Source organism: Pseudomonas putida, assembly GCF_001636055.1.
GTDB lineage: Bacteria > Pseudomonadota > Gammaproteobacteria > Pseudomonadales > Pseudomonadaceae > Aquipseudomonas > Aquipseudomonas machongensis.
Genome location: NZ_CP011789.1, coordinates 3,346,980 through 3,369,916, shown reverse-complemented (window position 1 = coordinate 3,369,916; position 22,937 = coordinate 3,346,980). Strand labels below are relative to the sequence as shown.

Below are 22,937 nucleotides of genomic sequence, written 5' to 3'. Positions count from 1 at the left end.
GGGTCGCGGTCCGTTGGTCGAAGTGCCTCAAAGGCGCTCGATCACCATGGCGATGCCCTGGCCGACGCCGATGCACATGGTGCACAGCGCGTAGCGGCCGCCGGTCAGCTCCAGCTCGTGCAGCGCGGTGGTGACCAGCCGCGCGCCGCTCATGCCCAGCGGATGCCCCAGGGCGATGGCGCCACCGTTGGGATTGACCCGTGGATCGTCGTCGGCAACACCCAGCTCGCGCAGCACTGCCAGCCCTTGGGCCGCGAAAGCTTCGTTGAGCTCGATCACGTCCATGTCGGCCAGGGCAAGACCGGTCAGCTCCAGCACCTTGCGCGTCGCAGGCACCGGGCCGATGCCCATGATGCGCGGCGCGACACCTGCTGCGGCCATGCCGACGATTCGCCCGCGGGCCTGCAGGCCGTGGCGGCGGGCTGCGCTGCTGCTGGCCAGCAACAGTGCGCACGCACCGTCGTTGACCCCCGACGCGTTGCCGGCAGTGACGCTGCCACCTTCGCGAAACGGCGTGCCAAGGCGCGCCAGCTGCTCCAGGGTGGTGTCGCCACGCGGGTGTTCGTCCTGCTCGACCAGCTTGGGCGGGCCCTTGCGCTGGGCGATCTCGACCGGGACGATTTCCCGCGCCAGGCGGCCATTGGCCTGGGCGGCAGCGGCCTTGTGCTGGCTGCGCAAGGCAAAGGCATCCTGGTCGGCGCGCGAGATGCCGAACTGCTCGGCGACGTTCTCGGCGGTCTCGGGCATCGAGTCGATGCCGTATTGGGCTTTCATCAGGGGATTGACGAAGCGCCAGCCGATGGTGGTGTCGAACAGTTCCGCACTGCGGCCGAAGGCCTGTTCGGCCTTGCCGATGACGAACGGCGCGCGGGACATGGATTCGACGCCGCCGGCCAGCATCAGCCCGGCCTCGCCACAGCGCAGGGCGCGGGCGGCGTTGCCGATGGCGTCCAGGCCGGAGCCGCACAGGCGGTTGAGGGTGGTGCCCGGCACCTCGACAGGCAGCCCGGCCAGCAGCGTGGCCATATGCGCAACGTTGCGATTGTCTTCGCCGGCCTGGTTGGCGCAGCCGAGGATCACATCGTCGATGGCGTGCCAGTCCAGTGTCGGGTGGCGGGCGATCAAGGCCTTGATCGGGATCGCCGCCAGGTCGTCGGCACGCACGCTGCTCAGGGCGCCGCCGTAGCGGCCGATGGGCGTGCGCACGGCGTCGATGATCAGGGCGTCGTTGAGGGTCGGTTCAGTCATCTTGCGTCTCCTGCGTCAGCACGCTGCCGCGCAACTTGTAGGACTTGCCATGGAACAGCGCCACCAGCTCGCCACGCTGGTTTTCCAGGCGCACGTCGTAGAGGCCAGTGCGGCTCTTGCGCACCAGCTCGTGGGCGGTGGCGGTCAACTGGTCGCCGAGCAGCGCCGGGGCCACATAATCGATGCTGCAGCCCAGGGCCACAGTGGCCTCGTCGTGGCTGTTGCAGGCAAAGGCGAACGCCGAATCGGCCAGGGCGAAGAGAAAGCCGCCGTGGCAGGTGCCGTGGCCCTGGATCATGTCGGCGCGTACGGTCATGCGCACGGCAGCGCTGCCGGGGCCGGCCTCGAGCAGTTCGATGCCCATGCCTTGAGTGGCCCGGTCACGGGCGTACATGGCGTCGGCACAGGCGCGGGCCAGCGCTTCGGGCGTGCGAGGTGTGTCAGTCATGCAGGCGGCCTCCTTCGGCATGGGTGCGGCGCAGCAGCAGGGAAGGGCGATAGCGTTCTTCGCCGTAGGCCTGCTGCAGGTGTTCGAGGGTGTGCAACGTGTGGGCAAGGCCGATGCGTTCGGCCCAGGCCAGCGGCCCCAACGGATAATTGACCCCGGCGCACATGGCCAGGTCGATGTCGGCCGCCGACGCGACACCTTGCAGCACGGCATCGGCGGCTTCGTTGGCGAGCATGGCCACCGTGCGCAGCACGGCCAGGCCCGGCAGGTCGGCCAGGGCGCTGACGTTGAAACCGGCACGCTGGAGCAGCGCGACAGCCTGATCGCGGGCTTCGATCGTGGTGTTCCTGGCCCAGGTAATCGCGATGCGTGTCGCGCTGCTGTAATCCAGGGCAAGGTCGATCAGGACCAGGTTCTGCAGGCCGTCGTCGCGGGCGCGCTGGCTGGCCAGGCGACCGTCGGACAGGGCCAGGGTGGCATCGCCAATGCGCAACAAGCCCTGGCCGGCGCGTTGGGTCAGTTCGACGCCGCTGGCGCTCAGGCGCTGCAGCAGCGGCTGCATGACACCGAGGTCGCCCTCGACCACGCAGCGTGTAACTTCGGCAGAGCTGCGCAATTCGGCAGGCTGCGGGCGTTCGGCGCCTTCGCGGTAGTCGTAGAAACCTTGGCCGCTCTTGCGCCCCAGGCGCCCGGCGGCCACCATTTCCTTTTGTACCTGCGAGGGCTGGAAGCGCAAATCCCCGTAATAGGCGTCGAACACCGAACAGGTGACGGCGTAGTTGACGTCATGGCCGATCAGATCGGTGAGTTCGAACGCGCCCATGCGGAACCCGCCAGCCTCGCGCAACAGCGCATCGAGGCTGGCGCAATCGGCGGCACCTTCCTGCAGCAGGCGCAGGCTCTCGGCATAGAACGGACGGGCCACGCGGTTGACGATGAAACCGGGGGTGGAGCGTGCATGCACGGGCTGCTTGCCCCAGGCCTTGGCGGTGTCGTACAGCGTATCGGCCACCGCCGGTTCGGTTGCAAGCCCCGACACGACCTCGACCAACGCCATCAAGGGGGCAGGATTGAAGAAATGCATGCCGATCACGCGCTCGGGTCGGGCCAGCCCCGCTGCCAGGCGGGTAATCGACAACGACGACGTATTGCTGGCGAGGATGCAGGTTTCAGCGCAGAGGGCTTCAAGCTGACGCAGCAGTTGCTGCTTGATATCGAGGTCTTCCACGATCGCCTCGATCACCAGCGTCGCATCGGCCAGGGCCTCGAGCGACTCGGCAGGCTGCAGGCGGGCGACGGTCGACTCGCGCTCGCAGGCGTTCAGCTTGCCTTTGTCCACCAGGCGCGCCAATTGCCGGGCGATGCCGTCGATGGCCTGCGCTGCGGCGCCCGGGCGATTGTCATAAAGCCGGACCGCATGCCCGGCCTGGGCTGCAACTTGGGCAATGCCGGCCCCCATGGCGCCAGCGCCGATCACCGCAACCTGAGCTTCAATGTGCAGGGCACTCATCTCAGCACCCCTTGAACACGGGCGTACGCTTTTCCATGAACGCGCTGACGCCTTCGCGGTAGTCGTCGCTGCGCCCGGCCAGGCGTTGCAGGTCGCGCTCGAGCGTCAGCTGCTGGTCGAAACTGTTGTCGAAGCTTGCGTTGAGGCTGCGCTTGATCAGCGCCAGGCCATAGGTGGGTTGAGCGGCCAGGTGTCGGGCCAGGCGCAGTGCTTCGTCGCGCAACTCGGCGTCGTCGACCGCGCGATGAATCAGCCCCCATTGCTCGGCCTGTTCGGCGCTCAGGCGCTCGCCCAGCATGGCCAGGGCTTTCGCGCGGGCCATGCCGACCAGGCGTGGCAGCAGCCAGGTGCCGCCAGAGTCCGGGATCAGCCCGATGCGGCAGAACGCCTGGATGAAGCTGGCCGAGCGGGCGGCCAGCACCAGGTCGCAAGCCAGGGGAATATTGGCCCCGGCGCCGGCAGCCACGCCGTTGACCGCACAGATCACCGGCATCGGCAAGTCGCGCAGGCTACGGATCAGCGGGTTGTAGAACTGCTCGATCGAAAGGCCCAGGTCGGGCCGCTCGGCACCTGGCGCAACGTTGCGGTCGGAGAGGTCCTGGCCGGCGCAGAAACCGCGGCCTTCGCCGGTCAGCAGCAGGACCCGCACCTGTTCGCTCTGGCGTACCTGCTTGAGAGCCTCGCGCACCTCCTGGTGCATGGCGGTGTTGAAGCTGTTGAGTTGCTCGGGGCGGTTGAGCGAGAGGAGGGCGATGCCGTCCTCGATGGAAAACAGGATGTGCTGGAAGCTCATGGCAAGCGCGCTCCGTCAGTCGGTGGAATCGAGTGGGTCAGCGGCCGATGAAACTGGCCGAGCGTTTTTCCTGGAAAGCGCGGATGCCCTCCTGGCGGTCGGCCGTGCCGGCCAGCAGGGTGAAGGCATGTCGCTCGAAGCGCAGGCCGCTGGCAAGGTCGGTATCCTGGGCCTTGAGTAGCGCCTCTTTGGCCAGGCGCACGGCCAGCGGCGCCTTTTGCGCGATGCTGCACGCCACCTGCAGGGCGCGTTCAACGGTCAATTCGGGCTGGGTCATTTCGCTGATCAGCCCGGCCTGCAGGGCATGGCGGGCATCGAGGGTTTCGCCGGTGAGCACCAGCTGCATCGCCAGTGGCTTGCCGACTGCGCGAAGCAGGCGCTGGGTGCCACCGGCGCCGGGAATGATGCCGAGGTTGATCTCTGGCTGGCCGAAGCGTGCGTCGGACCCGGCGATAACGATATCGGCGCACATCACCAGCTCGCAGCCGCCGCCGAGGGCGAAACCGTTGACGGCGGCGATCAGAGGCTTGGGAAAAGCGGCGATGCGCTGCCAGTGGGCGACACGGGGATCGTTGAGGATGCCGACCAGGTCGCGCTCGGCCATCTCGTTGATGTCCGCGCCTGCAGCAAAGGCCTTGCGATTGCCGGTGATCACCACCGCACGGGTGTGCTCGTCATGGGCGGCAGCGTCGAGTTCGTCGGCGAGCTCTGCCAGAAGCTCGGTATTCAGGGCGTTGAGGGCTTGCGGGCGGTGCAGGGTGATCAGGCGGACACCGTCCGCCTGGGCCTGCACAACGAGGTTGCTTGGCATGGTGGTACCTCAGGCTGCACGTTTGGCGCCGGTCAAGGCCGGCCAGTTCTTGGAGTCGGTTGCAGTGGTGGCGCAAGTATAGGCGCAAAGCGATACGAAATATCAACATCAAAATTAATATGATGTATCTAAACGTTGACTGCTGATCCCCGGAATCGCCGAAACCCCTTCCTCGCATAGGTTCCGAGCTGCCATTCGATGAGAAGAACGATTCAAAAAAAGCGATACAGCAATTTCAAAATTGACTGATCTATTTGAAGTGATACATGATCCGTGAACATCATGAATCACATTGAGTCACTCCCATGCCCTGCTATCGCCTCGACGGCTTGACCCCAGTGGTCCATCCCACCGCCTACGTCCACCCCAGTGCCGTGCTGATCGGCGATGTGATCGTCGGCCCCGGCTGTTATGTCGGACCTCTCGCGGCGTTGCGGGGCGACTTTGGGCGCATCGTCCTGGAGGAGGGCGCCAATCTGCAGGACACCTGCGTGATGCATGGCTTTCCGGGCGGTGACACGGTCATCGAGCGCAACGGTCATGTTGGGCATGGCGCGGTGCTGCACGGGTGCCGAGTAGGGGCGGATGCGCTTGTGGGCATGAATGCGGTGGTGATGGATGGTGCGCACATCGCGCCACGCTGCATCGTGGCGGCCACGGCATTCGTCAAGGCGGGGTTCACCTGCGAGGCGCAGAGCCTGGTGGTGGGCTCGCCGGCCCAGGCCAAGCGTACGCTGAGCGATGAGGAAGTCGCCTGGAAGCAGCGCGGCACGCAGGAGTACCAGGCGCTCGCCAGACGCTGCATGGCGTCGATGGTGGAGTGTTCACCGCTGAGTGCGGTCGAGCCCGCACGCCCGCGCATGGGCGATACCGGCCTGCGGCCGAAGACGGGGCATGGCGCATGAGTATTGCCGTGTCGCGCCATGGCCAGGCGGGGCGGGGTAAAGGTATAGTCGGGGCTTTCTCCGCGCCCAGTTCCCCCATGAGCAGCCTCGCACCCCTGAACCACCTGATCACCCGCTTCCAGGAGCAGACGCCAATCCGCGCCAGCTCGCTGATCATCACGCTGTATGGCGATGCCGTCGAGCCCCACGGTGGCACGGTGTGGCTGGGTAGCCTGATCGGTTTGCTGGAGCCCTTCGGCATCAACGAGCGACTGATTCGCACGTCGATCTTCCGCCTGACCAAAGAAGGCTGGCTGACCGCTGAAAAGGTCGGTCGCCGTAGCTACTACAGCCTGACCGGCACCGGCCGACGGCGTTTCGAGAAGGCATTCAAACGGGTCTACAGTGCCATCCTGCCAGCCTGGGACGGCGCCTGGACGCTGGTGCTGCTCTCGCAGTTGGACGTTGCCAAGCGCAAGTCGGTACGTGAAGAGCTGGAGTGGCAAGGCTTCGGAGCCATCGCCCCTAACGTGATGGGTTGCCCGCGTGCTGATCGTGCGGATCTGGCGGCGACCCTGCGCGAGCTGGAGGCCGAGGAAGACAGTATCGTCTTCGAGACCCATGCCCAGGAAATTCTCGCCTCCAAGGCCATGCGCGCGCAGGTCAGGGAGAGCTGGGGGATCGACGAGCTGGGCCAGCATTACAGCGAGTTCATTCGCCTGTTCCGTCCGCTGTGGCAGGCACTGCGCGAACAGGAAACGCTGGAGGCGCAGGATTGCTTCCTGGCGCGCACCTTGCTGATCCACGAATACCGGCGTTTGCTGCTGCGCGATCCGCAGTTGCCCGATGAACTGCTGCCCGGCGACTGGGAGGGCCGTGCGGCGCGCCAGTTGTGCCGCAACCTCTATCGCCTGGTGTCGCCCAAGGCTGAAGCCTGGCTCAATGACATGCTGGAGACGGCGGACGGACCGCTGCCGGATGCCAGCGAGAGTTTCTACCGTCGATTTGGTGGTTTGAGCTGAAACATACGTGGTACGCATCACGGTATGTTATGGCGATTGAGGTTGACCATACTTCTGTGGCCACCCCTGAAAGCTGAAGCGCCCTGCAGGGCGCGCCAGCCAAAGAGTCGTGCTCAACTCCGCTCGACCAACCCCGCCAATACCGTCTGCAGATCGGTGCGCGCCTGGCGCGGCGTCCCTTCAAAGTCGATCCAGCCCGCATTGAAGCCATCGAGCATTTGCATGCGCGGTACCGGATTCTCCATCCCTTGCTCAAGGAATAGTGCCTCCCAGCTATCGCGCGGGACTGCTTGCGCCTTCACTTCACGCCCGAGCACCTGGCCAAGCGTGGCAGCGAGCTGCAGCGGCGAGATCGCTTGAGGGCCGGTCAGCTCCACCACCCGCACGCCCTCCCAAGGCTCCTGCAGCAACTGCGCCGCAACGCGCCCGACATCGGCCGTGGCGACCATGTGCACGGGCTTGTCCAGCGGTTGCAGGAAGCTGTACAGGACGCCATGTTCCCGAGCGGGGGCAATGTCCCACAGGCTGTTCTCCATGAACCAGGCAGCGCGCAGAAACGTTACCGGCATGGGCAGCTGCCCCAGCACATGTTCCATTTCACCCAGCTGCGATAGCAGGTTAGGGTGGCTGGCCTGCGCGCCAACGGTGGACAGGCACACAACGCGTTCCGGGTGGCTGGCCAGCAGTGCCGCGTGCAGGTTGGCGAGTATCGCGCGGGTTTCGGGGAAATCAGGGCGAGGGTCGAAGTTCGGCGGCAGCAACACGAACACAGCGGTGGCGCCGTGGAACGCCCGGGTCAGGGCGACACGGTCCTGCATGTCGGCTACCGCGACGCTGCACCCCTGGGCCTGCCAGGTTTCGCCCTTGGCGGCATCGCGCACCACAGCGCGCACCTCCTTGCCTGCGGCCAACAGGTTGCGCGCCAGGGCGCTGGCGACTTGGCCGGTGATGCCAGTGATAACGTACATGGTAGGTAACTCCTGAGTGGGAGGCGGCACAGCGCCGCGTTCGGGAGCCAGTCTGTGGTGCGTCGATTGATTAATCGATAACATGAAGCTCATTTCAATAATGACTGATTGGCATCAATATGAGTTTTGATGAGCGCAGCCTCAGCGGCATGAGTGTGTTCGTCGCCATCGTCGACAGTGGCAGCTTTGCCGCCGCTGGCGAGGTGATGGACATGTCCCAGCCGGGTGTCAGCCGGGCGTTGGCGCGCCTGGAGAAACGCCTGGGGATTCGCCTGTTTGACCGCACCACACGCTCGGTCACCCTGACCGACGAGGGGCGCCGCCTGTACGAACAGGTGGTGCCGTTGCTGGCAGCGCTGGACGAGGCGGCCAGCTCGGTGACCGAGGGGGCAGCGGTGGTCAGGGGGCGGCTGCGGGTCAATGTCGATCCGTTTTTCGCTCGCCTGATACTTGGGCCGCGCCTGGGCGGGTTTCTCGAGGCGCACCCACAACTGAACCTGGAACTGATCACTCGCGATCGCCTGGGCGACATGGTCGCCGAAGGTTTCGACTTGGCCGTGCGTTTCGGCGAGCCCCGCACGTCAAGCCTGGTGGCGCGCAAGCTGCTGGACACTCGTATCCTGACCGCGGCGGCACCGGCCTACCTCAAGCGTTTTGGCCGCCCGGCACAGCCGCAGGCCCTCAGCGAACATCGCTGCATCCAGTTCCGCGATCCGCAGAGTGGTCAGCCTTTTGCCTGGGAGTTTCACCGAGGTGCCGAGCGCCTGACCGTGGACACGCGCGGGCAATTGCTGGTCAACGATGTGGGCAGTCTGCACAGCACCTGCCTTGCCGGCTACGGAGTTGCGCAGGTGATGGCTTTGGGTAGCGAGCTGCTACTGGCCGAGGGCCGCCTGGTCGAGCTGTTCGACGACTGGCCGGACGAGCGTTTTCCGCTGTATGCACTGTACCCTTCGCGGCATCACCCGCCGGCCAAGGTTCGCGCATTTCTCGACTTCGTCCTGGAGTTGCTCAATGCACCTCAAGGGTGAGGGCAGGGCGTAGCTACGTGCGCGTGCAGCGCCTCGGCGAGCCATCCCATGAACCACAGGGCATCGTCGCCTGGAGGGTGGGGAGGGGTGAGCAACGGGTAGCTTTCCAGTGCGACCGCCTCATCGACCCCGCGTCGGCGGCCAAGGCGGTGCCTGCTACCACGGCACAGGGCGGGCAGACCTTCTGGGCGCTGGGAATATTCGGCCAGAGCATTGCGATCAATCCGCAGGAGCGCCTGGTGGTGGTGCAGTGGTCGACCTGGAAAAATGCCGAGTCGCCCAGTTCGCTGTATGACGAGCAGGCGGTATTCGTCAATGCGGTGAGTGCGGCGCTGGCCGGAAAGCCTTGAAGCTGCTCGGTAGCGCCTGAGCTTGTCGGCTTGCGTGCTGTCGGCGAGGGATCTGGGGGCGGACATAATGCGTGGCAAGCATAACTCAACTAAATAACTATTTAGCGTAGCTATAATTTAGATACCTATTACTCAGACAGGCGACGCCCAAGCCAAACCGTCTGGCCACCGCATTCCGCGTCCTCTGCGATGTGCTCCAGCAACTCAAAATCGTGGTTGGCGAGCAGTGCCGTGTATTCCTGAGGGTCGAGGCTCGCATGGTACAGCGTTTCACCCTCGAAAACGCCCAAGGCTTCGCCATGAGAAGGCCCACTGGTGAACATCAGCAACGCTCCAGGTGCGGCATGACGCTGAAATACCGGGAACATCTTGCGCTGATCGTCGGGCTTGAGATGAAAAAAGCTGTTCCAGGCCAGGATGGCCGCGAAATGGCGATCGAGCGCCAATGTGCGCATGTCCGCGTGAATCCATTCCTGCGTTGGAAATTGCGCGCTGCACAGTGCGAGCATCTGCTCAGACGAATCTACACCGATGACAGACGCGCCGGCGTCGATCAGATAACGTGCCACGGGTTGGCCGGAGCCGCAGCCCAGATCCAGAACGGTCGCAGACGGCGGTAGCAATGAACGGAAGCGTTCGATCCATTTGCGGTCGATGAAATGGTTGACGCGCAGATCGTTCCACGTAGCGGCGTGGCGGTCGTAGAGACTGATGATCTGATCTGCGGATGGATGGTGAGACATGAACTGGAGCATCCTTGATCGGCTTTGAAGGGTGAAGGCTCATGAGGGGCTTGCTGAGAGTCGAATGTACCTTGGGTGTGGCTCGTATGGGAAATACAGAAATACGCATAATGTATATTATGTTAAATTGAGTATTGTGGGAGTTGATCTCGATCAGTGTCCAATCCCAAGCGCTCAGAACTAAACATGCGAAAAGCTAATGTCAGGATGCCCTAAAAAAAGTAATCGGCCCTTAAAAACAATAAACCAGAATAATCAATGAGTTATCCTGAATCTTCTCCCCTAGGCAAACTCTACGAATCGCAATCGGTCCGTAAAAAAAATAGGACGCGTGCCACTCCAGCGCTATAAACGCCATATTGCCTATCCTTAAAAAAGTAAAACCTTAAAAAGAATAATTTTTTTAAGGGTTGATCTGATCACTCTCCCGACCGATTGTCTGGGGGTAACTACGTGGCTGTTAGGGATCCGCAAAAAGGATAAATACTCCTAAAAAAGAATAATTACCGCACATCAGTTGCTTGAAATGCTCCGTCGCCGCTCTCGATAGCGACACACTACCGCCAGTATTTTTAAAAGGATGGATTCACAGCCCCTAGGTCCGCTCTGCGGAGCCCTCAAAGAAGATAAATATTTTGAAAAAAGATAACCTGTTTTAGAGGCACAGCGCGGAGCAGATGTGGCTAGTCTTCAGCGAACCTGGCACTACTAGGCTCAACCCTCCTTCAGGCCTAGTTCTGCATGAAAAGCTAGGCGCTGACCTTGATACGAAAAAGTTCCACCGTGGAACTCAAGTACTTTTGGTTCAGGGCCTCTGGGGAGCTAGCCCATACTCAGCGCCTGAAGGCGCTTTGCGCATTCTCGTAGGGATGCATAGGTTCCATCGCTTATTTTCTCCAGCGGAGTGCTTCCCTCAAAATAATCGTTGTCATTTTTCATGGACATAAAACCTGCGATATTCTTAGGATTCTCAAAAATCTTGTTCAAGTAGCTATTCATCTCAAAAATAACGCTTAGGCGGAGCTTGATCTCTTGAGCGGCACAATCGGGCATGCCGATTATACTATGTGCGACTTGCTCTTCAGCGCCCCAAGACATCAATAGTGACAGCGCTGACAAACAAGCCTGAAACGACTCACTCCCGGTTGTATCAGCCACGACTTGCTTCCGTCCTCTGCTGCATGTTGAACTGCTCATTGATCAGTTCGCCTAATATCCTCGCAATCCAGGCTTGGTATGCACTCAGTACTGGATCGCTCGAATTAGCATTTGATGCTTGGTAAATGCTTCTCTCGCTCCTCACAACCTTGAGAGGTATTTCATTACCATCAACATAATAGCGCCCACTCGCAATACGGTAAGCATACGAATCTAAGGTTCTCTCGGGCTGCGCCAATATAACCCTTGCGAAGTCGACAACAGGCTCTACCGTCCACTTTTGGTTAGGACTCAACCGCGGCGGCAATGCGAGTTGAAGACCTACCACGCCTCTAGTGGCATTGGGCCTGTCGAGCTCGTTCAAGAAGTCCAATGTGCTCTGGCCCGTTTCAAAAATCCTGATGTCAATAATCTCTTTTTCTTCCAAAAGGTCCAGCACGCAAACGATTAGAAATGTGGATCCTGCCCCTAGGGATGCTACTTCTGAGAAGCTTTCAGGGTTTACTCGCAAGGTCGTCATAGCTCTCTCCCAACGAAAATGAACACTATAGATTGTAGCACTATAGGATTCAAAGAGGCTTCATCATTCCTTTTGTGGATCAAATACGCAAATGGAGCTCAAAACAGCCCTCGCTCAAGCGCTACGCAAAACTAGGACTAGCCGAGGCCTGACCCAGGAGGATTTTGGCGATGTCAGCAGCCGTACCTATGTAAGCTCTCTTGAGCGCGGCCTCAAGAGCCCCACCCTCGATAAGCTGGTCGAGCTGGCGACACGTATGGACGTGCACCCGCTATCCCTACTTGCAGAGGCCTTTTTGCTGATCGATAATGAGCCCGACATCGAAATGCTGTTCTCCCGAATCCGTCAAGACCTACATCGGCAGTGAACCGATGGCAAAGCAAAGGCCTCTACGCACGCAATATCCGATAACTGTCAGACCCGGATATTGCATAGCACCTCATTCGAAAGCATCCTTGATAGATCTGCAACCTCGTCTGAGTAGCCCATGCGCGTAGATCCACAACATCTTTTTGATACCTTTGGGAAATTTAACCAACTCAGTTTTCTCGGGGTGCATCAGGAACTACCATTGGTTCTTGATTATCTGAAACGATTCGCTCCTGATTGTAAGGCCTTAGAGAGCTACCTTGTGGTGCGAAGTTTTTTACGCTCATATGCCGGCAACCAGACGACATTCAACTCGTTTCGCACACATGTCGAGCGTCTCTTGCTCTGGTCCCAGATCATAGCGAAAAAATCCATTCTTGATATTCGTCGTGTAGATGCTGAAATGTTCATGGAGTTTTGCCTACAGCCTCCAGCAGAATGGGTAGGACCAGTAGTGAAATCGAGATTGTTCGTCTGGGGGGCGAAAACGACTTGAGTCAGATGATTATGTTGTGAACAAAGACTGGAGGCCGTTCAGTAGTACGGCTAGCAAACGAGATCGTAAAATCGCTGTAGAGTCGTCGAAAGACCTTCCAATTCGCCCCTACCAGATGGCGCAAGGATCGATTGCGCAGGTGGTAGTTTTTTTCAGCATGCGATGGACGAAGGCTTGACCGAGTCGAATCCTTTCCGCGCAATAAAACAAAAGTCCATCATAAACAACGTGCGGTATTGGACGTTTCCGCACAATCGCTTACAGAGCTTCAGTGGAGTTTCGTTATCGACTGTGCAGAGCAGATGGCTGCGGAGGATCCGAGACACGAACGCACTTTATTTATTGTGGCAACTATCTTTTCGATGTATCTCAGGATCTCTGATTTATTCGGCAGAGAAAACTGGCGCCCCTCAATGGGTGACCTGCGCTGAGATACTGTTGGCAACTGGTGGTTTCATGTTGTCGGAAAGGGAAATAAAGCAGCCCGAATTAGCGTGCGCGATGACTATGTTGATTGTTACTTAACTCGATATCGCCGCTATTTAGGACTTTCTCCCCTGCCCTCACCTCAAGACGTTTGCCCCCTAATTGGAACGCTAAATGGTCGCGGCGGCCTGTCTGATCGCTACATCCGATCTTTGCTTCAAGTAGTGTTTGTCCGTGCACTAAAACGAATGCAGGAGGAAGGCTGGAGCGACGATGAAATTGATCAACTTCGCTCGGCATCACTACACTGGCTTCGTCATACATCCGCTACTTTCGATGCGCCTTTGCGAGATATGAAGGACTTGCAGGCAGACCTTAGGCACAACAGCCTAAGTACTACCCAGAATATTTATTACAATAGCCTGGATGAGCAGCGAGCTTCGTCTATGAAAGGGCTTAAAATTCGAAAATAGCCGATCGGTCATTAATCAAACTCGAACTGCTTGCCTCAGGTCGTCGCAACCGAGCACCGGTTACGGTTACGGCTACGGCTACGGCTACGGCTACGGCTACGGCTACGGCTATGCTTGTGCTCAAGATGAGTATTTTGCTAGCACTCCAACTGATTAAGTGGACCGGTTGAAATGAAACCCTGCAAAGGTTCCCGGCGGGAGCTTGACCAAATCTGGTCCTGCAGAGAACTTAGCTCGCAGTCCGCTGGAATCGACCGAAGCGCCTGCGTCGTCTGATCATATACGTAAACGTGAAAGCCCAGCTGCAGTGCACGAGACATCTGCCGATGCCAGTAGAATTTCCCATCGCCTGTGATCGCGTCCTCGCCTAATAGCAGGTCATAGCGCGGGAGGATGTAGCCGAAAAGCACAGTTCGCGAAATTTCGGAAAGCGCTAGAGAATGACGCGTACTTGCCGATCGCCAGACCCGATGTCTCGCAAGGTATCGGCTACTGACTTCAGGAGCGCTGAGCAGTGTGACTTTGGTGTAAAAAGCCACGGAAGCCTCGGCATCGTCTACCAAAGCGATCTCGAAATCGTTGGCACTGCCTTCATGCGGCCGATGGTCGACGCGTATCAAACGGTAGCCAGGCTGAGCACTGTAGCCCGCGGTTTCACCGATATCGCTGATCCCGTCGACCCGAGTAAGGCCGGCGTAAAACGCAGAATTACCGGCAGTGCGTGTGAGCAGCTCCGGCAGTTCAGGGAGCGCTTTAGTAGCAAGGTACATAGTGGTGTCTCGATGAGAGCCTGATTCCATCTGCAACCCTAATGGAAACTCCAAGACTTCACAAACCCTCACGATGGGGTACGTACTGGTGTTTCTGGAATCCCATTATTGAGTGGCTCAATTCAACAGTCCAGGCTAGCGCGCTCATGCGATGTCCAGGCCAAGCCGCTCCCTCAGCACTTGCTTCCCGTACGCTTTTCCGATTTCCAGCATCACTGCCAAACTCACCCCTCCGGCTTTCTCAGCGCCAGCTTTGGTGAGGCGCCACACCTCGGTGTCCCGAATCGTGTCTAAGTATTCGTGCCCTCTGATGGTCAGGCGCTGGGGGCGCCAGTCGAAGTCATCCATCGCGGACAGATCCTTTGCAGCCAATAAGCCAGCCTCATGCAGTAACATGACGTGATAGGAAACTACGCTATGGGTCTGATCATCGAACTCAAGATCAATCCACGAATCAGGTGTCTGGTCGCTCTCTTCCACTGCAAGCAGAATCTGACGAATCAATTCTTTATCTAATCTCAAGGAATCGTTCCCCCGTCTCCTTTTTCCTGGTTGTGAACAGCTGGCATTCTAAATCGGATGGCATCGTAAATGCGCAATGCCTCTCCACTGGTCTTGGCATGCACGATGTAATGAGCGTTAGTCACGGTTCCCAGTAAGGAATAATGGATTGTCCTGGCTTATCAAGCACAATAGCGACGCTCTGCTGTGCCCGGGTTACCGCCACGTAAAACGTCGCCGCTGGGCCAGGGTCAAGCGACTTACCTCGCTGCAGAAAAGTTGCGATTGGGCCTGTTGCGATGATCAGCACGCGCTCGTAGGTTGCACCCTTGGCGACCTTGAAGTTGATGTAATTCAGGTCGAACGCAGTGCCCGACCTTACGTTCACGCGTAGACACTGAGGGTTAAATCTCTCCACATATGCATGAACGTTACGCTTGGCGAGCAGAAATACACCGTCATGATCAGTCGTAACCTCGTTGAGTGACTCCGTTCTAGGGAAGCCCCACACGGGATTGAAGATGGTGTCTGAGAAGCTCGCAATACCAGGTGTACAGCGCCACGTCGTGTTTCGAAATTGAATCTCGAGCTCTCCTCGTCTCTGCTTGCTGAGGAACCACGCTAGGGCCTTGGCGTAGGCATATTGCTTGTTCTTCCGGCTTCGAGGGCTTGTCGATAGCACTGATTGCCGAATATCGCCAACCATCCGGATGTCGATACGGGACGTGAACAGTTTCTCTAAAAGCTCCCAGTCCCAGCCGCTGAGATCTTGAACCTCATCCACTAGGATTTCGTCGTATAGGCTCTCCAATCTGTAGAACAGAGCACCGTTGCTTTGCTCCACAAGAAGGTTGGCTAGTTTGCCGAGCTCAGCCGCATACAACGCACCAGAGGGGTTAAAAAAACGTTCTTCGCCCGTTGCGAAGCGGTTGGGGAGCCCTTCATAGTCGAAGCCTTGTACGCGTCGACCTGGGAAGACAAAGGGCAGGAAAGGCCGAGCAAAATGCCGAATGAGTAGTGTGAACCACCCCATCACTTCCACATTGGTCTGTAGACCAATTGCTTTCGCCAGGCGTTCTGAAAGCTCGTGTTGATTTCGCTGGGTGTACGTCACAACCAATACTCGACGAGTAGGCGCCAATGCGGCGCAATGCTCAACCAGGCCCTGAGTTTTGCGAGATCCCGCAACGGCGAGGGTTAGATGGTTAGCCATGGATAAAGGCTGCCGCTGCTGCCATGTACGTCGGTGCGACAATACGCTGCCTACTTTCAGCGATTCGAATGGCGGCCTCTGTTTTCTCTCTGGTCATCCACACTTCGACGCGAGCGTCAGTCCGAATACCCAGAATATCCCGGAGTGCAGCCTCTCCATTGTGATGAATAAGTTGAGGTTCCAGTGTGTACCCGTGATCCACATCGCCGATGAAGAGCTCTCTGTGCTCTCCATCAAGCCACTCCTCAACGTCTTCTCGAAGTGCTGCGGGATCCTGGCCGTCGTTGTCCCTCAAAACTGCAACCCTCTTGCCGAGTCGGGAGCAGAGCTCGAGGCATCGGGCCAGTGAGAGGCTGCGCATGCTGAGGACATCAATGCCACATGCCATCGGTGTCATCTGATAGCGATCATGGAAGATCCGCTCAAAAATGATCTCGTCGGACGGCCCCTCGACGAGAACCAGTTTGTCCGCGAGCGCCATCCGAAGCGTATCGTAGCCCGGAAGCTTCTTGTAATACCCCACGGTTTCCGGAGTTAGCCCCGTGATCGTTGTGACTGCATCCCGATTGATCAGCATCAGAGAATCTAGCCCCAGCCTATTGAGCACGTAGGTGCTGTGAGTGCTGATGAACAACTGCTGTTCTTCCCCTGCGAGCCGCTCAATGCGGTTCAAAAGCTTGACCATGCTGGTGTGGGAAAGGTGGTTTTCCGGCTCCTCGATCATCACCACCCTGGTGCGATCGGCATGTCGGCCCATTGCCAGAGAGATTTTGATGGTGGCCTGCTGGCCTTGCCCAGCCATCGAGAACGGCACATTGTCTATGTGCGGTGCGACAGCCGACTCCCACGATGTCCTGGTTGTCTGATCCATGGCCACCTTGAGGGGTTGTTGGTCGAGCGACGCCTCCAATTGCCCCAGTCGCTGATTAAGCGCCGCTAAGGCCCCATCTGACATAGCTGCTTTGGCCCGCCTGTAATCCAGGGAGATCAAGGCCTTTTCAGAGGGTTCCAAGTGGTCATTCAATATCTGTCGAAGGTGGTAGTCGACGCCACCAAACGTCCTGATCGTACGCGAGTCGATGATCGCAATGGAGAGATCTCTAGGGCGCCGGGTGAGCTCCGAATCGCCGAAATGGCGCCACTCGATCTTGTAATACTCCACAGGGAGCAGCATGGACGGATTTTCCGTCCACGCTTGAAGTTCTGCATCGTACTCAGGATTGGGTGCGACCCGGAACACCACGCCAGGGCAAGCCTGTGCAGGAATTGCGCTGTTATGCACTCCACACAACGCTTGGAGGTCAGGTCGGTTTTCCAAGAACAGCTCAATTTCGATTGTGGGCCAAGCCGCATCTCCAATAAGTAGATTGTCCAAAAACTCCGAGACTATCGCTGTGTTGAACCAGTAGGGATTGAGCTCTTCTGCTGCAGGTCTTCCCCCCATACGCCCCGTCATCGCCAAGGCGATAGCCTCCATCAACGAGGATTTACCCGCCTCGTTTCCACCAACAAGCAGGTTGATCCTTCTGTTAGGCTCCAGCTCAAAGTCCCGATGGATTCTGTACCCTTTCACCTTGATCTTCGTGATCATCGTCTTTCCTTGCTAAAGGAATCCCGTCCAGTGGGCGGGCGAATAGGAAGAGTGTACCGCGGTTTGTCGATGGCGCCAGCGGGCGCGCTAGGGCGCACGTCTCGCTGATGTCCACGAGGCTTTAGCCGCTGCGCTTAAGGACGCCACCCAGTTCGGTGAAGAGTGAAGAGTGAACACAGAATGTAAACCAGAGTCGTAGCCCAGTACGCTGCGTAGCAAGACATTCAATCTCACACTACTTTCTTACCAAATCACGAAGATTATTGATGATTTGGGCGGCAGTTTGCTCTGAAGATTGATGTCGAAGCAGCGCCAGCGCCTCTACCGTTTTTGGGATATCAATAGCAGGCCTGGCTGGTCGTCCCTCGTTTTGCACGAACGGGCCATCGGTCTCGGTGAGAAGCCGGTCTGACGGGAGTGAGGCGACAAGCTTACGATGCTTGGCGGAGTTCAACATCTGAATGTTGATCGAAAAATAGCATCCAAGCTCCACGGCCCTGCTGGCTTCGCTCGGAGAGCCAGTGAACCAGTGGAGCACCACTGTTCCCCGGTCGGCTGGAAGTAAGCGTTCAATATAGGACAGCACCTTACCCACGCTGCGCACGCTGTGGACAGAGAGGATTTTCCCGCCCTGCTCCGAGCAAGCCTCGAGCACTCTCTTAAACACCCTCTCCTGGGCCTCGAAGCTTCGATAGAACTGGGGTCCGGCATCAAGCCCCACCTCTCCGACGTATCGAGTTTCCTCAAGCAGGCGTTCCAGTAGTGGTAGCTCAGATTCGCGCTCTGCCACTAGTTGAGGATGTAAGCCCAAGGCCACCCGGACATGCCGAGCCGAGGCCGCAAGCTCTCGATTGCGCTGCCATGCTTTCGGTGTTGTGGTCACGGCCAAGGTGGCCACCTCAGCCCGATCGCATTCCACGATGAGACGCTCATGATCGGGATAGAGGTCAAGATGGCAGTGGAAGTCCACCCACCTCGGAGTTGATCTATTCTGCGACTTCATAGTGGTACGGCGGTCACACCCTCAAGGTAATCGTCCACTTCTAGCAAGCCCTCTCGATAGACCTGTTCAAAGTTATCCAGGCTATCAGGGTGGTCGATCAACGGCCCGGGCTCGTGAATGGCGAACTTTGCGCGCTGGGGCGCACGTTTGAGGCGCGCTATGGCCAACTGGAAAGATCGCACATGTTCGCCATCAGACTTGTTCGTGTCCAGAGATTGAGCATGCAGATCCGGAATGACATACCGCGTCTGATCCGGCCCACAACCGCGGTGAATTGCAGCCCGCCGGATGATGCAGGGGACGCAGAACCCACAATGCTTGGGTGATCGATTCGCGGGGTCGGGATGGTACCTCGCCTTTCCGGGTGATGAGCACGACATTGTGAGATGCACATGATCCGCCAGGAATGCAGGGTCTGTGCACTGTTCTGCCATTTGCCCCTTGGTAAGATAGCTGAACATGTTAAACAACCTTGTGCTCAGCCCCAGGCGCCCAAACAGCTCATTTACCCGCGCCATGTAGTATGGGTGGGTCGTACGAGTGCTACATGCACCTAGGCGCCGCGGATCCAGCGGGACGTTCAGAGAGATCAAGCCATTTTCAGGAACATGGATGGTGATCGAGTCGCCGATCGCTTCCGCGGCCATGGCCGCCAGAGCGAAAAACAGGAATGAGCGCGCTCGCAGCGTGTCCTCGCTACCACCACCTTCCACGAGGTCATGCGGGAAGCCTACACGGGCCTGTACGTGATTAATCGCGGTCTCGGAAAACCTCTCCTGCAGCACTGCCCGACAGTCGTTTTGATAGGTGCTGGTGCTGTTAGTGTCCCAGTAATGACTAACAAGTAACGGCTTGCCGCCATTACTTAGCAGGTTGATCGCGCCGATAAAGCTGTCCATCCCCCCGGAGAACAGGCATACGCTGTCAGACTCATCTGTTCTCAAGCTATCAGGGATGGGGGAAAGCTCCTCGATATCTGTGGGACGCTCGCGGAAGGCCAAGCGCCAACGATCACCAGTGAGGAATTTCAATGTCGAGGCCAGCAAGTCGGACGTTGCTGCCCAAAGAACGGGATCCGCGACGGGGATGTAGAGATCAATCTCTCTCGTCCAGGCATTCTCCGATTCGGTGTCCCGTGAGATCCTCGTATCTGCTGCGGTGAGGGTCGCTGCCAGGAGTGCAAGATCGACGGCAGTTTCTCCTGGGCTTAGACCAAGACCAGCCAACTGCTCAACGGCTTGCCCGATTCCAAACTGCAGTCTCCCAATTCCATCCAAGAACTGAATATTGGTGATGACACTGCCTGGCGCCAGCAACTCCAGCTCTTGGTCGTCAGTTTGGCCAAGCCGGCAAATAATGCTGTGGTGCCTCATTCTAATCCCTCCGCTGCAGTGGCGATCAGATCGAATGCCGCCTCATAGATCGCACTGGTCACCTGATTGACCTCTTGGTCTGTGGGGGCCGGCCATTGCTCCAGTCGGTTAGCGAGCTGGCCTCGTGTACAACCCATGATAAAGGAGCTCAGTTGAGATTGAATGCGCTCAACTGCGTCCACATCATCTGGCATGGTGATCCCCCTGCCGCCCAAATCCGCCATGATCATGCTCTCAATCGAATTCGCTACGAAGTCGAGGAAGAAATTCTGTCGATCAGCTTGGGTCATGTCATCGAAGCTACCGTTGCTTGCCTCGTCCAGTTCGGCGATTGTCTTTAGCGCTGCCTGGCGCGCAACACCTTCGTCGATCGCCCCTCCAGGCGGGCAAATGAACTCAAGTAGCGTGAGCAGCACCTGGGAGGCCGGTTGCCCTGGGGCAACGGTGAGCTGCAAGCGTCGCAGCGTTTCAGCTGCCCCGTTCCGCTGAACATCTCCGAAGATGCTGAGCAGCTTGGCGGCAGTAGCACGGGACGTTCCCATGCGACGCGCGCCTCTGGAAGATCCTCCAACGCCTTTGCGCACATAGGAAGACAACGCATTGCCAAGGTCGCTAGGGCTGCCAGTGCGGGCAAATCGGGTGAAGCTACTGCGCGCCCCGCGAAGGGAGCCAGTGCCGTCATTGTTCACTGGCGCTGATGGCGCGGAGCCCGGCTGAGATGGCATAGCACCAGGTTGCGATGGATTTGACGGGCCTGGCCCGTTGGCTTGAGCAGCCGGTGCGCTTGGCTGCGCAACATCATCAATCCAGGAAGGCACCAAGCCGGAGCTCGGGCCTCCATATCCTTTGGAGGTACCCATATCAATCCTTATGATTTGCCGCTGAAGGCCAGTACGCGATTGGCCGCCTTCTGGAGATTCTCGTTTTCGACCTGCTGGCTCCAGCCCCTGAGAATTCCCTCAAGCGCTTGGATAGCGTTCGTATCCTTCAGGCACTCATGCCATGGGGCTGGAGCCCACATGCCGAGTTTTGGTGTGGGCAATGATCGGACAAATTCGACCAAGCGTTTCTGTAGTGCGGGGCGTTGTTTGACAAGCTCGATCAACCCCGCAACTCCTTTAGGTTGATCCAAAAAATCGTCCGCCTGGATTATCTGATCGCGGAGAGCATCAAAAACATTCTCGGCATCAACCTCAGCCAATCCCAAAATTTCTTTCTTCGTGGCCCCTTGTCTGAACTGCAATGGTGGGCCCATCAGCTTGTCGACGAGCGCCTCGAGATGACTCACTGCGACCTGCCCCATCAACGAGCTGCGCTTGTCGCGAGTCACGAAGATGTACGGCCGCAAATCAATGCCCGATAGCGCGGGGTCAATCGCCGCCCAATTGCTAATCCAATCACTCTTCTCCCAGTCGTTCACCTCTCCAGAGGTGGCCACCGCCTTGAGCTTCCCGGAGCTTTTCCCCTCCTCTGGCTCTGAAATCCTCTCCTTGGATTTCCTAGCCCGCTTCTCCAACTCGGCGATGGCAGGTACCACGCCATTCGCATCCAGACTCGCGATCCGTGCCAGTTGCTCGTAAAAATCGGGGTGGAAGCGCTCAGCCAACATGATTTTTGCAAGTATTGGGCGCCGGATGTCCTCAGCAAACCCTCGAGCATCGGCGATGGCGTAGCGAAGCATCATGGAGTTCAAGAAGCGTTTGATCTGCCGTGGGTTACCGCGGGTACCCTCACTCAAGATCCGGGCTAACAAGGCACTAGTGTCCAGTGCTTCTTGGGCAAACTCCGGAAGCGGGTTGCCGAAGGCGCCAGCTACAGCCTTGCGGTCGAGGCCTGTGCTCTTCCAGGGGCGGAGCATGTCCTGCTGGGCGGTTTCCAAAAGGCTTTTGAATTGTTTGTCGTCCGTTTTCACACAGCTCTCGAGCTGCAGCAGCGTGATGTAACTACGAGTCTCCGCCAATCCGAGGGCCGGGATGCGGAACGGTACCTGGATGAGTTTCTCCAGGTAGTTACGTGCGTAGGTCACGGGCCCCGCACCTTGCGGCAGGTCTGGGAAGTGCTCGCGTACCGCGTACTCAATCATTGCCTCATCGGCACCGACCACGAAGGCAGTTCGATTTACGAAGAGGAAGAGTCGGATGGCTTCGAGCGTGGCGATGGCTGTTTTGGGTAGGCATCGATCCAGGTCATCAACGATGACCACCAATTGGTCAATGTCGGCGGCGGTCAGAAGCTCTTCGAACTCGACTCGGAACTGATGCATGTGCTCGGGAAGCTGCTCAGACTCTGTTTCGGCATCCTTGATGAAGCCCCCGGCCTTCTCTGCAAGGCCGGTTAGACTCTCAACGCTTAGATGGTCACCTGGGTTCTGCACGAAGGAGGAAATCGATTCCACCGCCCCTTTGAGCTGGTCAATGCTAGGGATGCCGGTTAGCGCGGTGAAGCCTAGCCCTCCGGCATGCTTGGCCAGCTTGAACCAATCCACACGCCGCAAGACTTTCTTTGCGGCCTCGGCAACTTTCGTGGAGCCTGGGCGAGCACGTCTCAGCTCATCAACAATGGTCTGGATAACGACAGTTTTCGCATCCTCGAAACCTTCGAATGTCCACCCGTTAAACCATATGCAGCAGACGCGCTTATCCGCGTTGAGCAGTTGCTGAGTCATCTTCAGGACACTGGATTTACCTGCTCCCCAATCACCATGAACGCCAATAGTGACCGGGGTGCCCCGCGATTCGTGAAGCAGGCGCTGTACCGTTTTGGCAATGGGGGCGTAATACAGCAGGTCAGTAGCCGTTTCCTGGTCGTTCAGGAACATGCAGAGAACTCCCTTCCTAGCATTTGGGGTGCAACCCATGACAGTGAACTCAGCGCTAGGAAGCGACCGGTCTCACATCACATAACGGGCACAATTTGGTGACCGGAGTAGGCCAAAGCCCGTCGACTGATGTCAATACGCCATTTTGCAGTATTGCTACTGTATTTTGCCCCGCCAGAACTGGTGGGCTACCTTAGGCTCCTCATCTCATGCGATTTGGCTAGCGGTAAGGCGTACTTGGGAGTAATTCTGCTGCGGAAGGTGTCGGCCTGCTATTTCGCCATGCTCCCCTATGGGGCTGTTGAATCCGGTTACACCCGGCCCAACGCATCTAGCCAAGTAAATCGCTATTGATCAGCCCTGGGTAAAGGCGCAAAGAAACTCGTATGCTTAAAGGTTGGGAGGAGTACATTAGTAC

General features: G+C 58.4%; 22 protein-coding genes and 1 pseudogene. 6 read left to right on the top strand and 17 right to left on the bottom strand.

The features are described 5' to 3' along the window. Positions 1–27 precede the first annotated feature (27 nt). From pcaF to paaF, 5 genes are read right to left on the bottom strand one after another with little or no spacing between them, the layout of a single operon-like run. A complete protein-coding gene (gene pcaF, locus AB688_RS14980; RefSeq protein WP_063544947.1) occupies positions 28–1,248 on the bottom strand; it encodes a 3-oxoadipyl-CoA thiolase in 1,221 nt (406 codons plus the stop codon). After that, positions 1,241–1,696, bottom strand: a complete 456-nt coding sequence (gene paaI, locus AB688_RS14975) for a hydroxyphenylacetyl-CoA thioesterase PaaI (RefSeq protein ID WP_063544946.1) — start codon at positions 1,694–1,696, stop codon at positions 1,241–1,243. Before paaI ends, pcaF begins: the two co-directional genes overlap by 8 nt. Beyond that, on the bottom strand, positions 1,689–3,206 hold the full coding sequence (paaH, locus tag AB688_RS14970) for a 3-hydroxyacyl-CoA dehydrogenase PaaH (protein WP_063544945.1): 1,518 nt from the start codon (positions 3,204–3,206) through the stop codon (positions 1,689–1,691). Before paaH ends, paaI begins: the two co-directional genes overlap by 8 nt. 1 nt (position 3,207) lies before the next feature. Then, positions 3,208–3,999, bottom strand: a complete 792-nt coding sequence (gene paaG, locus AB688_RS14965) for a 2-(1,2-epoxy-1,2-dihydrophenyl)acetyl-CoA isomerase PaaG (RefSeq protein WP_063544944.1) — start codon at positions 3,997–3,999, stop codon at positions 3,208–3,210. A gap of 37 nt (positions 4,000–4,036) precedes the next feature. After that, a complete protein-coding gene (gene paaF, locus AB688_RS14960; RefSeq protein WP_063544943.1) occupies positions 4,037–4,810 on the bottom strand; it encodes a 2,3-dehydroadipyl-CoA hydratase PaaF in 774 nt (257 codons plus the stop codon). 305 nt (positions 4,811–5,115) lie between these two features. Between paaF and paaY the strand changes: the two genes are divergently transcribed. Further along, complete coding sequence (gene paaY / locus AB688_RS14955; protein ID WP_063544942.1) at positions 5,116–5,715, top strand: phenylacetic acid degradation protein PaaY; 600 nt, start codon at positions 5,116–5,118, stop codon at positions 5,713–5,715. Between the two features lie 77 nt (positions 5,716–5,792). Continuing rightward, a complete protein-coding gene (gene paaX, locus AB688_RS14950; protein WP_196759862.1) occupies positions 5,793–6,716 on the top strand; it encodes a phenylacetic acid degradation operon negative regulatory protein PaaX in 924 nt (307 codons plus the stop codon). 113 nt (positions 6,717–6,829) lie between these two features. On the opposite strand, the gene AB688_RS14945 is transcribed toward paaX, so the two are convergent. Then, positions 6,830–7,684, bottom strand: a complete 855-nt coding sequence (locus AB688_RS14945) for an NmrA family NAD(P)-binding protein (protein WP_063544940.1) — start codon at positions 7,682–7,684, stop codon at positions 6,830–6,832. A 119-nt stretch (positions 7,685–7,803) separates the two neighbouring features. On the opposite strand from AB688_RS14945, the gene AB688_RS14940 reads away from it, so the two are divergent. Further along, positions 7,804–8,715 carry a LysR family transcriptional regulator gene (locus AB688_RS14940; RefSeq protein WP_063544939.1) on the top strand — a complete coding sequence of 304 codons (912 nt, stop codon included), beginning with the start codon at positions 7,804–7,806 and terminating at the stop codon, positions 8,713–8,715. Positions 8,716–8,732: 17 nt separating this feature from the next. Beyond that, positions 8,733–9,065, top strand: coding sequence for a hypothetical protein (locus AB688_RS27040; protein ID WP_196759861.1), 333 nt, complete (start codon positions 8,733–8,735; stop codon positions 9,063–9,065). A 128-nt stretch (positions 9,066–9,193) separates the two neighbouring features. On the opposite strand, the gene AB688_RS14930 is transcribed toward AB688_RS27040, so the two are convergent. The 3 genes from AB688_RS14930 to AB688_RS14920 form a co-directional block, all read right to left on the bottom strand. Next, positions 9,194–9,808 (bottom strand): class I SAM-dependent DNA methyltransferase, encoded by a 615-nt coding sequence (locus tag AB688_RS14930; RefSeq protein ID WP_063546723.1) that lies wholly within the window; start codon positions 9,806–9,808, stop codon positions 9,194–9,196. Between the two features lie 822 nt (positions 9,809–10,630). Further along, positions 10,631–10,966, bottom strand: a complete 336-nt coding sequence (locus AB688_RS14925; RefSeq protein ID WP_050587348.1) for a hypothetical protein — start codon at positions 10,964–10,966, stop codon at positions 10,631–10,633. After that, positions 10,959–11,486 carry a hypothetical protein gene (locus AB688_RS14920; RefSeq protein ID WP_141400918.1) on the bottom strand — a complete coding sequence of 176 codons (528 nt, stop codon included), beginning with the start codon at positions 11,484–11,486 and terminating at the stop codon, positions 10,959–10,961. Before AB688_RS14920 ends, AB688_RS14925 begins: the two co-directional genes overlap by 8 nt. A gap of 91 nt (positions 11,487–11,577) precedes the next feature. On the opposite strand from AB688_RS14920, the gene AB688_RS14915 reads away from it, so the two are divergent. Further along, on the top strand, positions 11,578–11,853 hold the full coding sequence (locus AB688_RS14915; RefSeq protein WP_027915576.1) for a helix-turn-helix domain-containing protein: 276 nt from the start codon (positions 11,578–11,580) through the stop codon (positions 11,851–11,853). 120 nt (positions 11,854–11,973) lie between these two features. Further along, positions 11,974–13,250: pseudogene (locus AB688_RS26325) on the top strand (site-specific integrase). 137 nt (positions 13,251–13,387) lie between these two features. Here the strand turns inward: AB688_RS26325 and AB688_RS14910 are convergent. The 8 genes from AB688_RS14910 to qatA all read right to left on the bottom strand — a co-directional run bounded on the left by AB688_RS14910 (position 13,388) and on the right by qatA (position 22,519). Then, complete coding sequence (locus tag AB688_RS14910) at positions 13,388–14,020, bottom strand: hypothetical protein (RefSeq protein WP_027915575.1); 633 nt, start codon at positions 14,018–14,020, stop codon at positions 13,388–13,390. Positions 14,021–14,164: 144 nt separating this feature from the next. After that, positions 14,165–14,542 carry a DUF2513 domain-containing protein gene (locus AB688_RS14905; protein WP_027915574.1) on the bottom strand — a complete coding sequence of 126 codons (378 nt, stop codon included), beginning with the start codon at positions 14,540–14,542 and terminating at the stop codon, positions 14,165–14,167. Positions 14,543–14,663: 121 nt separating this feature from the next. Continuing rightward, entirely contained in the window at positions 14,664–15,734 is a 1,071-nt protein-coding gene (locus tag AB688_RS14900; RefSeq protein ID WP_063544937.1) for a UvrD-helicase domain-containing protein, read from the bottom strand. Next, the gene (locus tag AB688_RS14895) at positions 15,727–17,325 is read right to left on the bottom strand and encodes an ATP-dependent nuclease (protein WP_063544936.1); all 1,599 of its coding nucleotides are present in this window, start codon (positions 17,323–17,325) and stop codon (positions 15,727–15,729) included. Before AB688_RS14895 ends, AB688_RS14900 begins: the two co-directional genes overlap by 8 nt. A 235-nt stretch (positions 17,326–17,560) precedes the next feature. Then, on the bottom strand, positions 17,561–18,328 hold the full coding sequence (gene qatD / locus AB688_RS14890; protein ID WP_063544935.1) for a Qat anti-phage system TatD family nuclease QatD: 768 nt from the start codon (positions 18,326–18,328) through the stop codon (positions 17,561–17,563). Further along, positions 18,325–19,701 (bottom strand): Qat anti-phage system QueC-like protein QatC, encoded by a 1,377-nt coding sequence (qatC, locus tag AB688_RS14885; protein ID WP_063544934.1) that lies wholly within the window; start codon positions 19,699–19,701, stop codon positions 18,325–18,327. The genes qatD and qatC overlap by 4 nt, the downstream gene beginning before the upstream one ends. After that, on the bottom strand, positions 19,698–20,243 hold the full coding sequence (gene qatB / locus AB688_RS14880; RefSeq protein ID WP_063544933.1) for a Qat anti-phage system associated protein QatB: 546 nt from the start codon (positions 20,241–20,243) through the stop codon (positions 19,698–19,700). The genes qatC and qatB overlap by 4 nt, the downstream gene beginning before the upstream one ends. A 326-nt stretch (positions 20,244–20,569) precedes the next feature. Continuing rightward, positions 20,570–22,519 (bottom strand): Qat anti-phage system ATPase QatA, encoded by a 1,950-nt coding sequence (gene qatA, locus AB688_RS14875; RefSeq protein ID WP_063544932.1) that lies wholly within the window; start codon positions 22,517–22,519, stop codon positions 20,570–20,572. Between the last annotated feature and the right edge of the window lie 418 nt (positions 22,520–22,937).

Coding starts and splice junctions, on each gene's coding strand:
- pcaF (WP_063544947.1), bottom strand. CDS start 1,248: ATGACTGAACCGACCCTCAACGACGCCCTGATCATCGACGCCGTGCGC.
- paaI (WP_063544946.1), bottom strand. CDS start 1,696: ATGACTGACACACCTCGCACGCCCGAAGCGCTGGCCCGCGCCTGTGCC.
- paaH (WP_063544945.1), bottom strand. CDS start 3,206: ATGAGTGCCCTGCACATTGAAGCTCAGGTTGCGGTGATCGGCGCTGGC.
- paaG (WP_063544944.1), bottom strand. CDS start 3,999: ATGAGCTTCCAGCACATCCTGTTTTCCATCGAGGACGGCATCGCCCTC.
- paaF (WP_063544943.1), bottom strand. CDS start 4,810: ATGCCAAGCAACCTCGTTGTGCAGGCCCAGGCGGACGGTGTCCGCCTG.
- paaY (WP_063544942.1), top strand. CDS start 5,116: ATGCCCTGCTATCGCCTCGACGGCTTGACCCCAGTGGTCCATCCCACC.
- paaX (WP_196759862.1), top strand. CDS start 5,793: ATGAGCAGCCTCGCACCCCTGAACCACCTGATCACCCGCTTCCAGGAG.
- AB688_RS14945 (WP_063544940.1), bottom strand. CDS start 7,684: ATGTACGTTATCACTGGCATCACCGGCCAAGTCGCCAGCGCCCTGGCG.
- AB688_RS14940 (WP_063544939.1), top strand. CDS start 7,804: ATGAGTTTTGATGAGCGCAGCCTCAGCGGCATGAGTGTGTTCGTCGCC.
- AB688_RS14930 (WP_063546723.1), bottom strand. CDS start 9,808: ATGTCTCACCATCCATCCGCAGATCAGATCATCAGTCTCTACGACCGC.
- AB688_RS14920 (WP_141400918.1), bottom strand. CDS start 11,486: ATGACGACCTTGCGAGTAAACCCTGAAAGCTTCTCAGAAGTAGCATCC.
- AB688_RS14915 (WP_027915576.1), top strand. CDS start 11,578: ATGGAGCTCAAAACAGCCCTCGCTCAAGCGCTACGCAAAACTAGGACT.
- AB688_RS14910 (WP_027915575.1), bottom strand. CDS start 14,020: ATGTACCTTGCTACTAAAGCGCTCCCTGAACTGCCGGAGCTGCTCACA.
- AB688_RS14900 (WP_063544937.1), bottom strand. CDS start 15,734: ATGGCTAACCATCTAACCCTCGCCGTTGCGGGATCTCGCAAAACTCAG.
- AB688_RS14895 (WP_063544936.1), bottom strand. CDS start 17,325: ATGATCACGAAGATCAAGGTGAAAGGGTACAGAATCCATCGGGACTTT.
- qatD (WP_063544935.1), bottom strand. CDS start 18,328: ATGAAGTCGCAGAATAGATCAACTCCGAGGTGGGTGGACTTCCACTGC.
- qatC (WP_063544934.1), bottom strand. CDS start 19,701: ATGAGGCACCACAGCATTATTTGCCGGCTTGGCCAAACTGACGACCAA.
- qatB (WP_063544933.1), bottom strand. CDS start 20,243: ATGGGAACGTCCCGTGCTACTGCCGCCAAGCTGCTCAGCATCTTCGGA.
- qatA (WP_063544932.1), bottom strand. CDS start 22,519: ATGTTCCTGAACGACCAGGAAACGGCTACTGACCTGCTGTATTACGCC.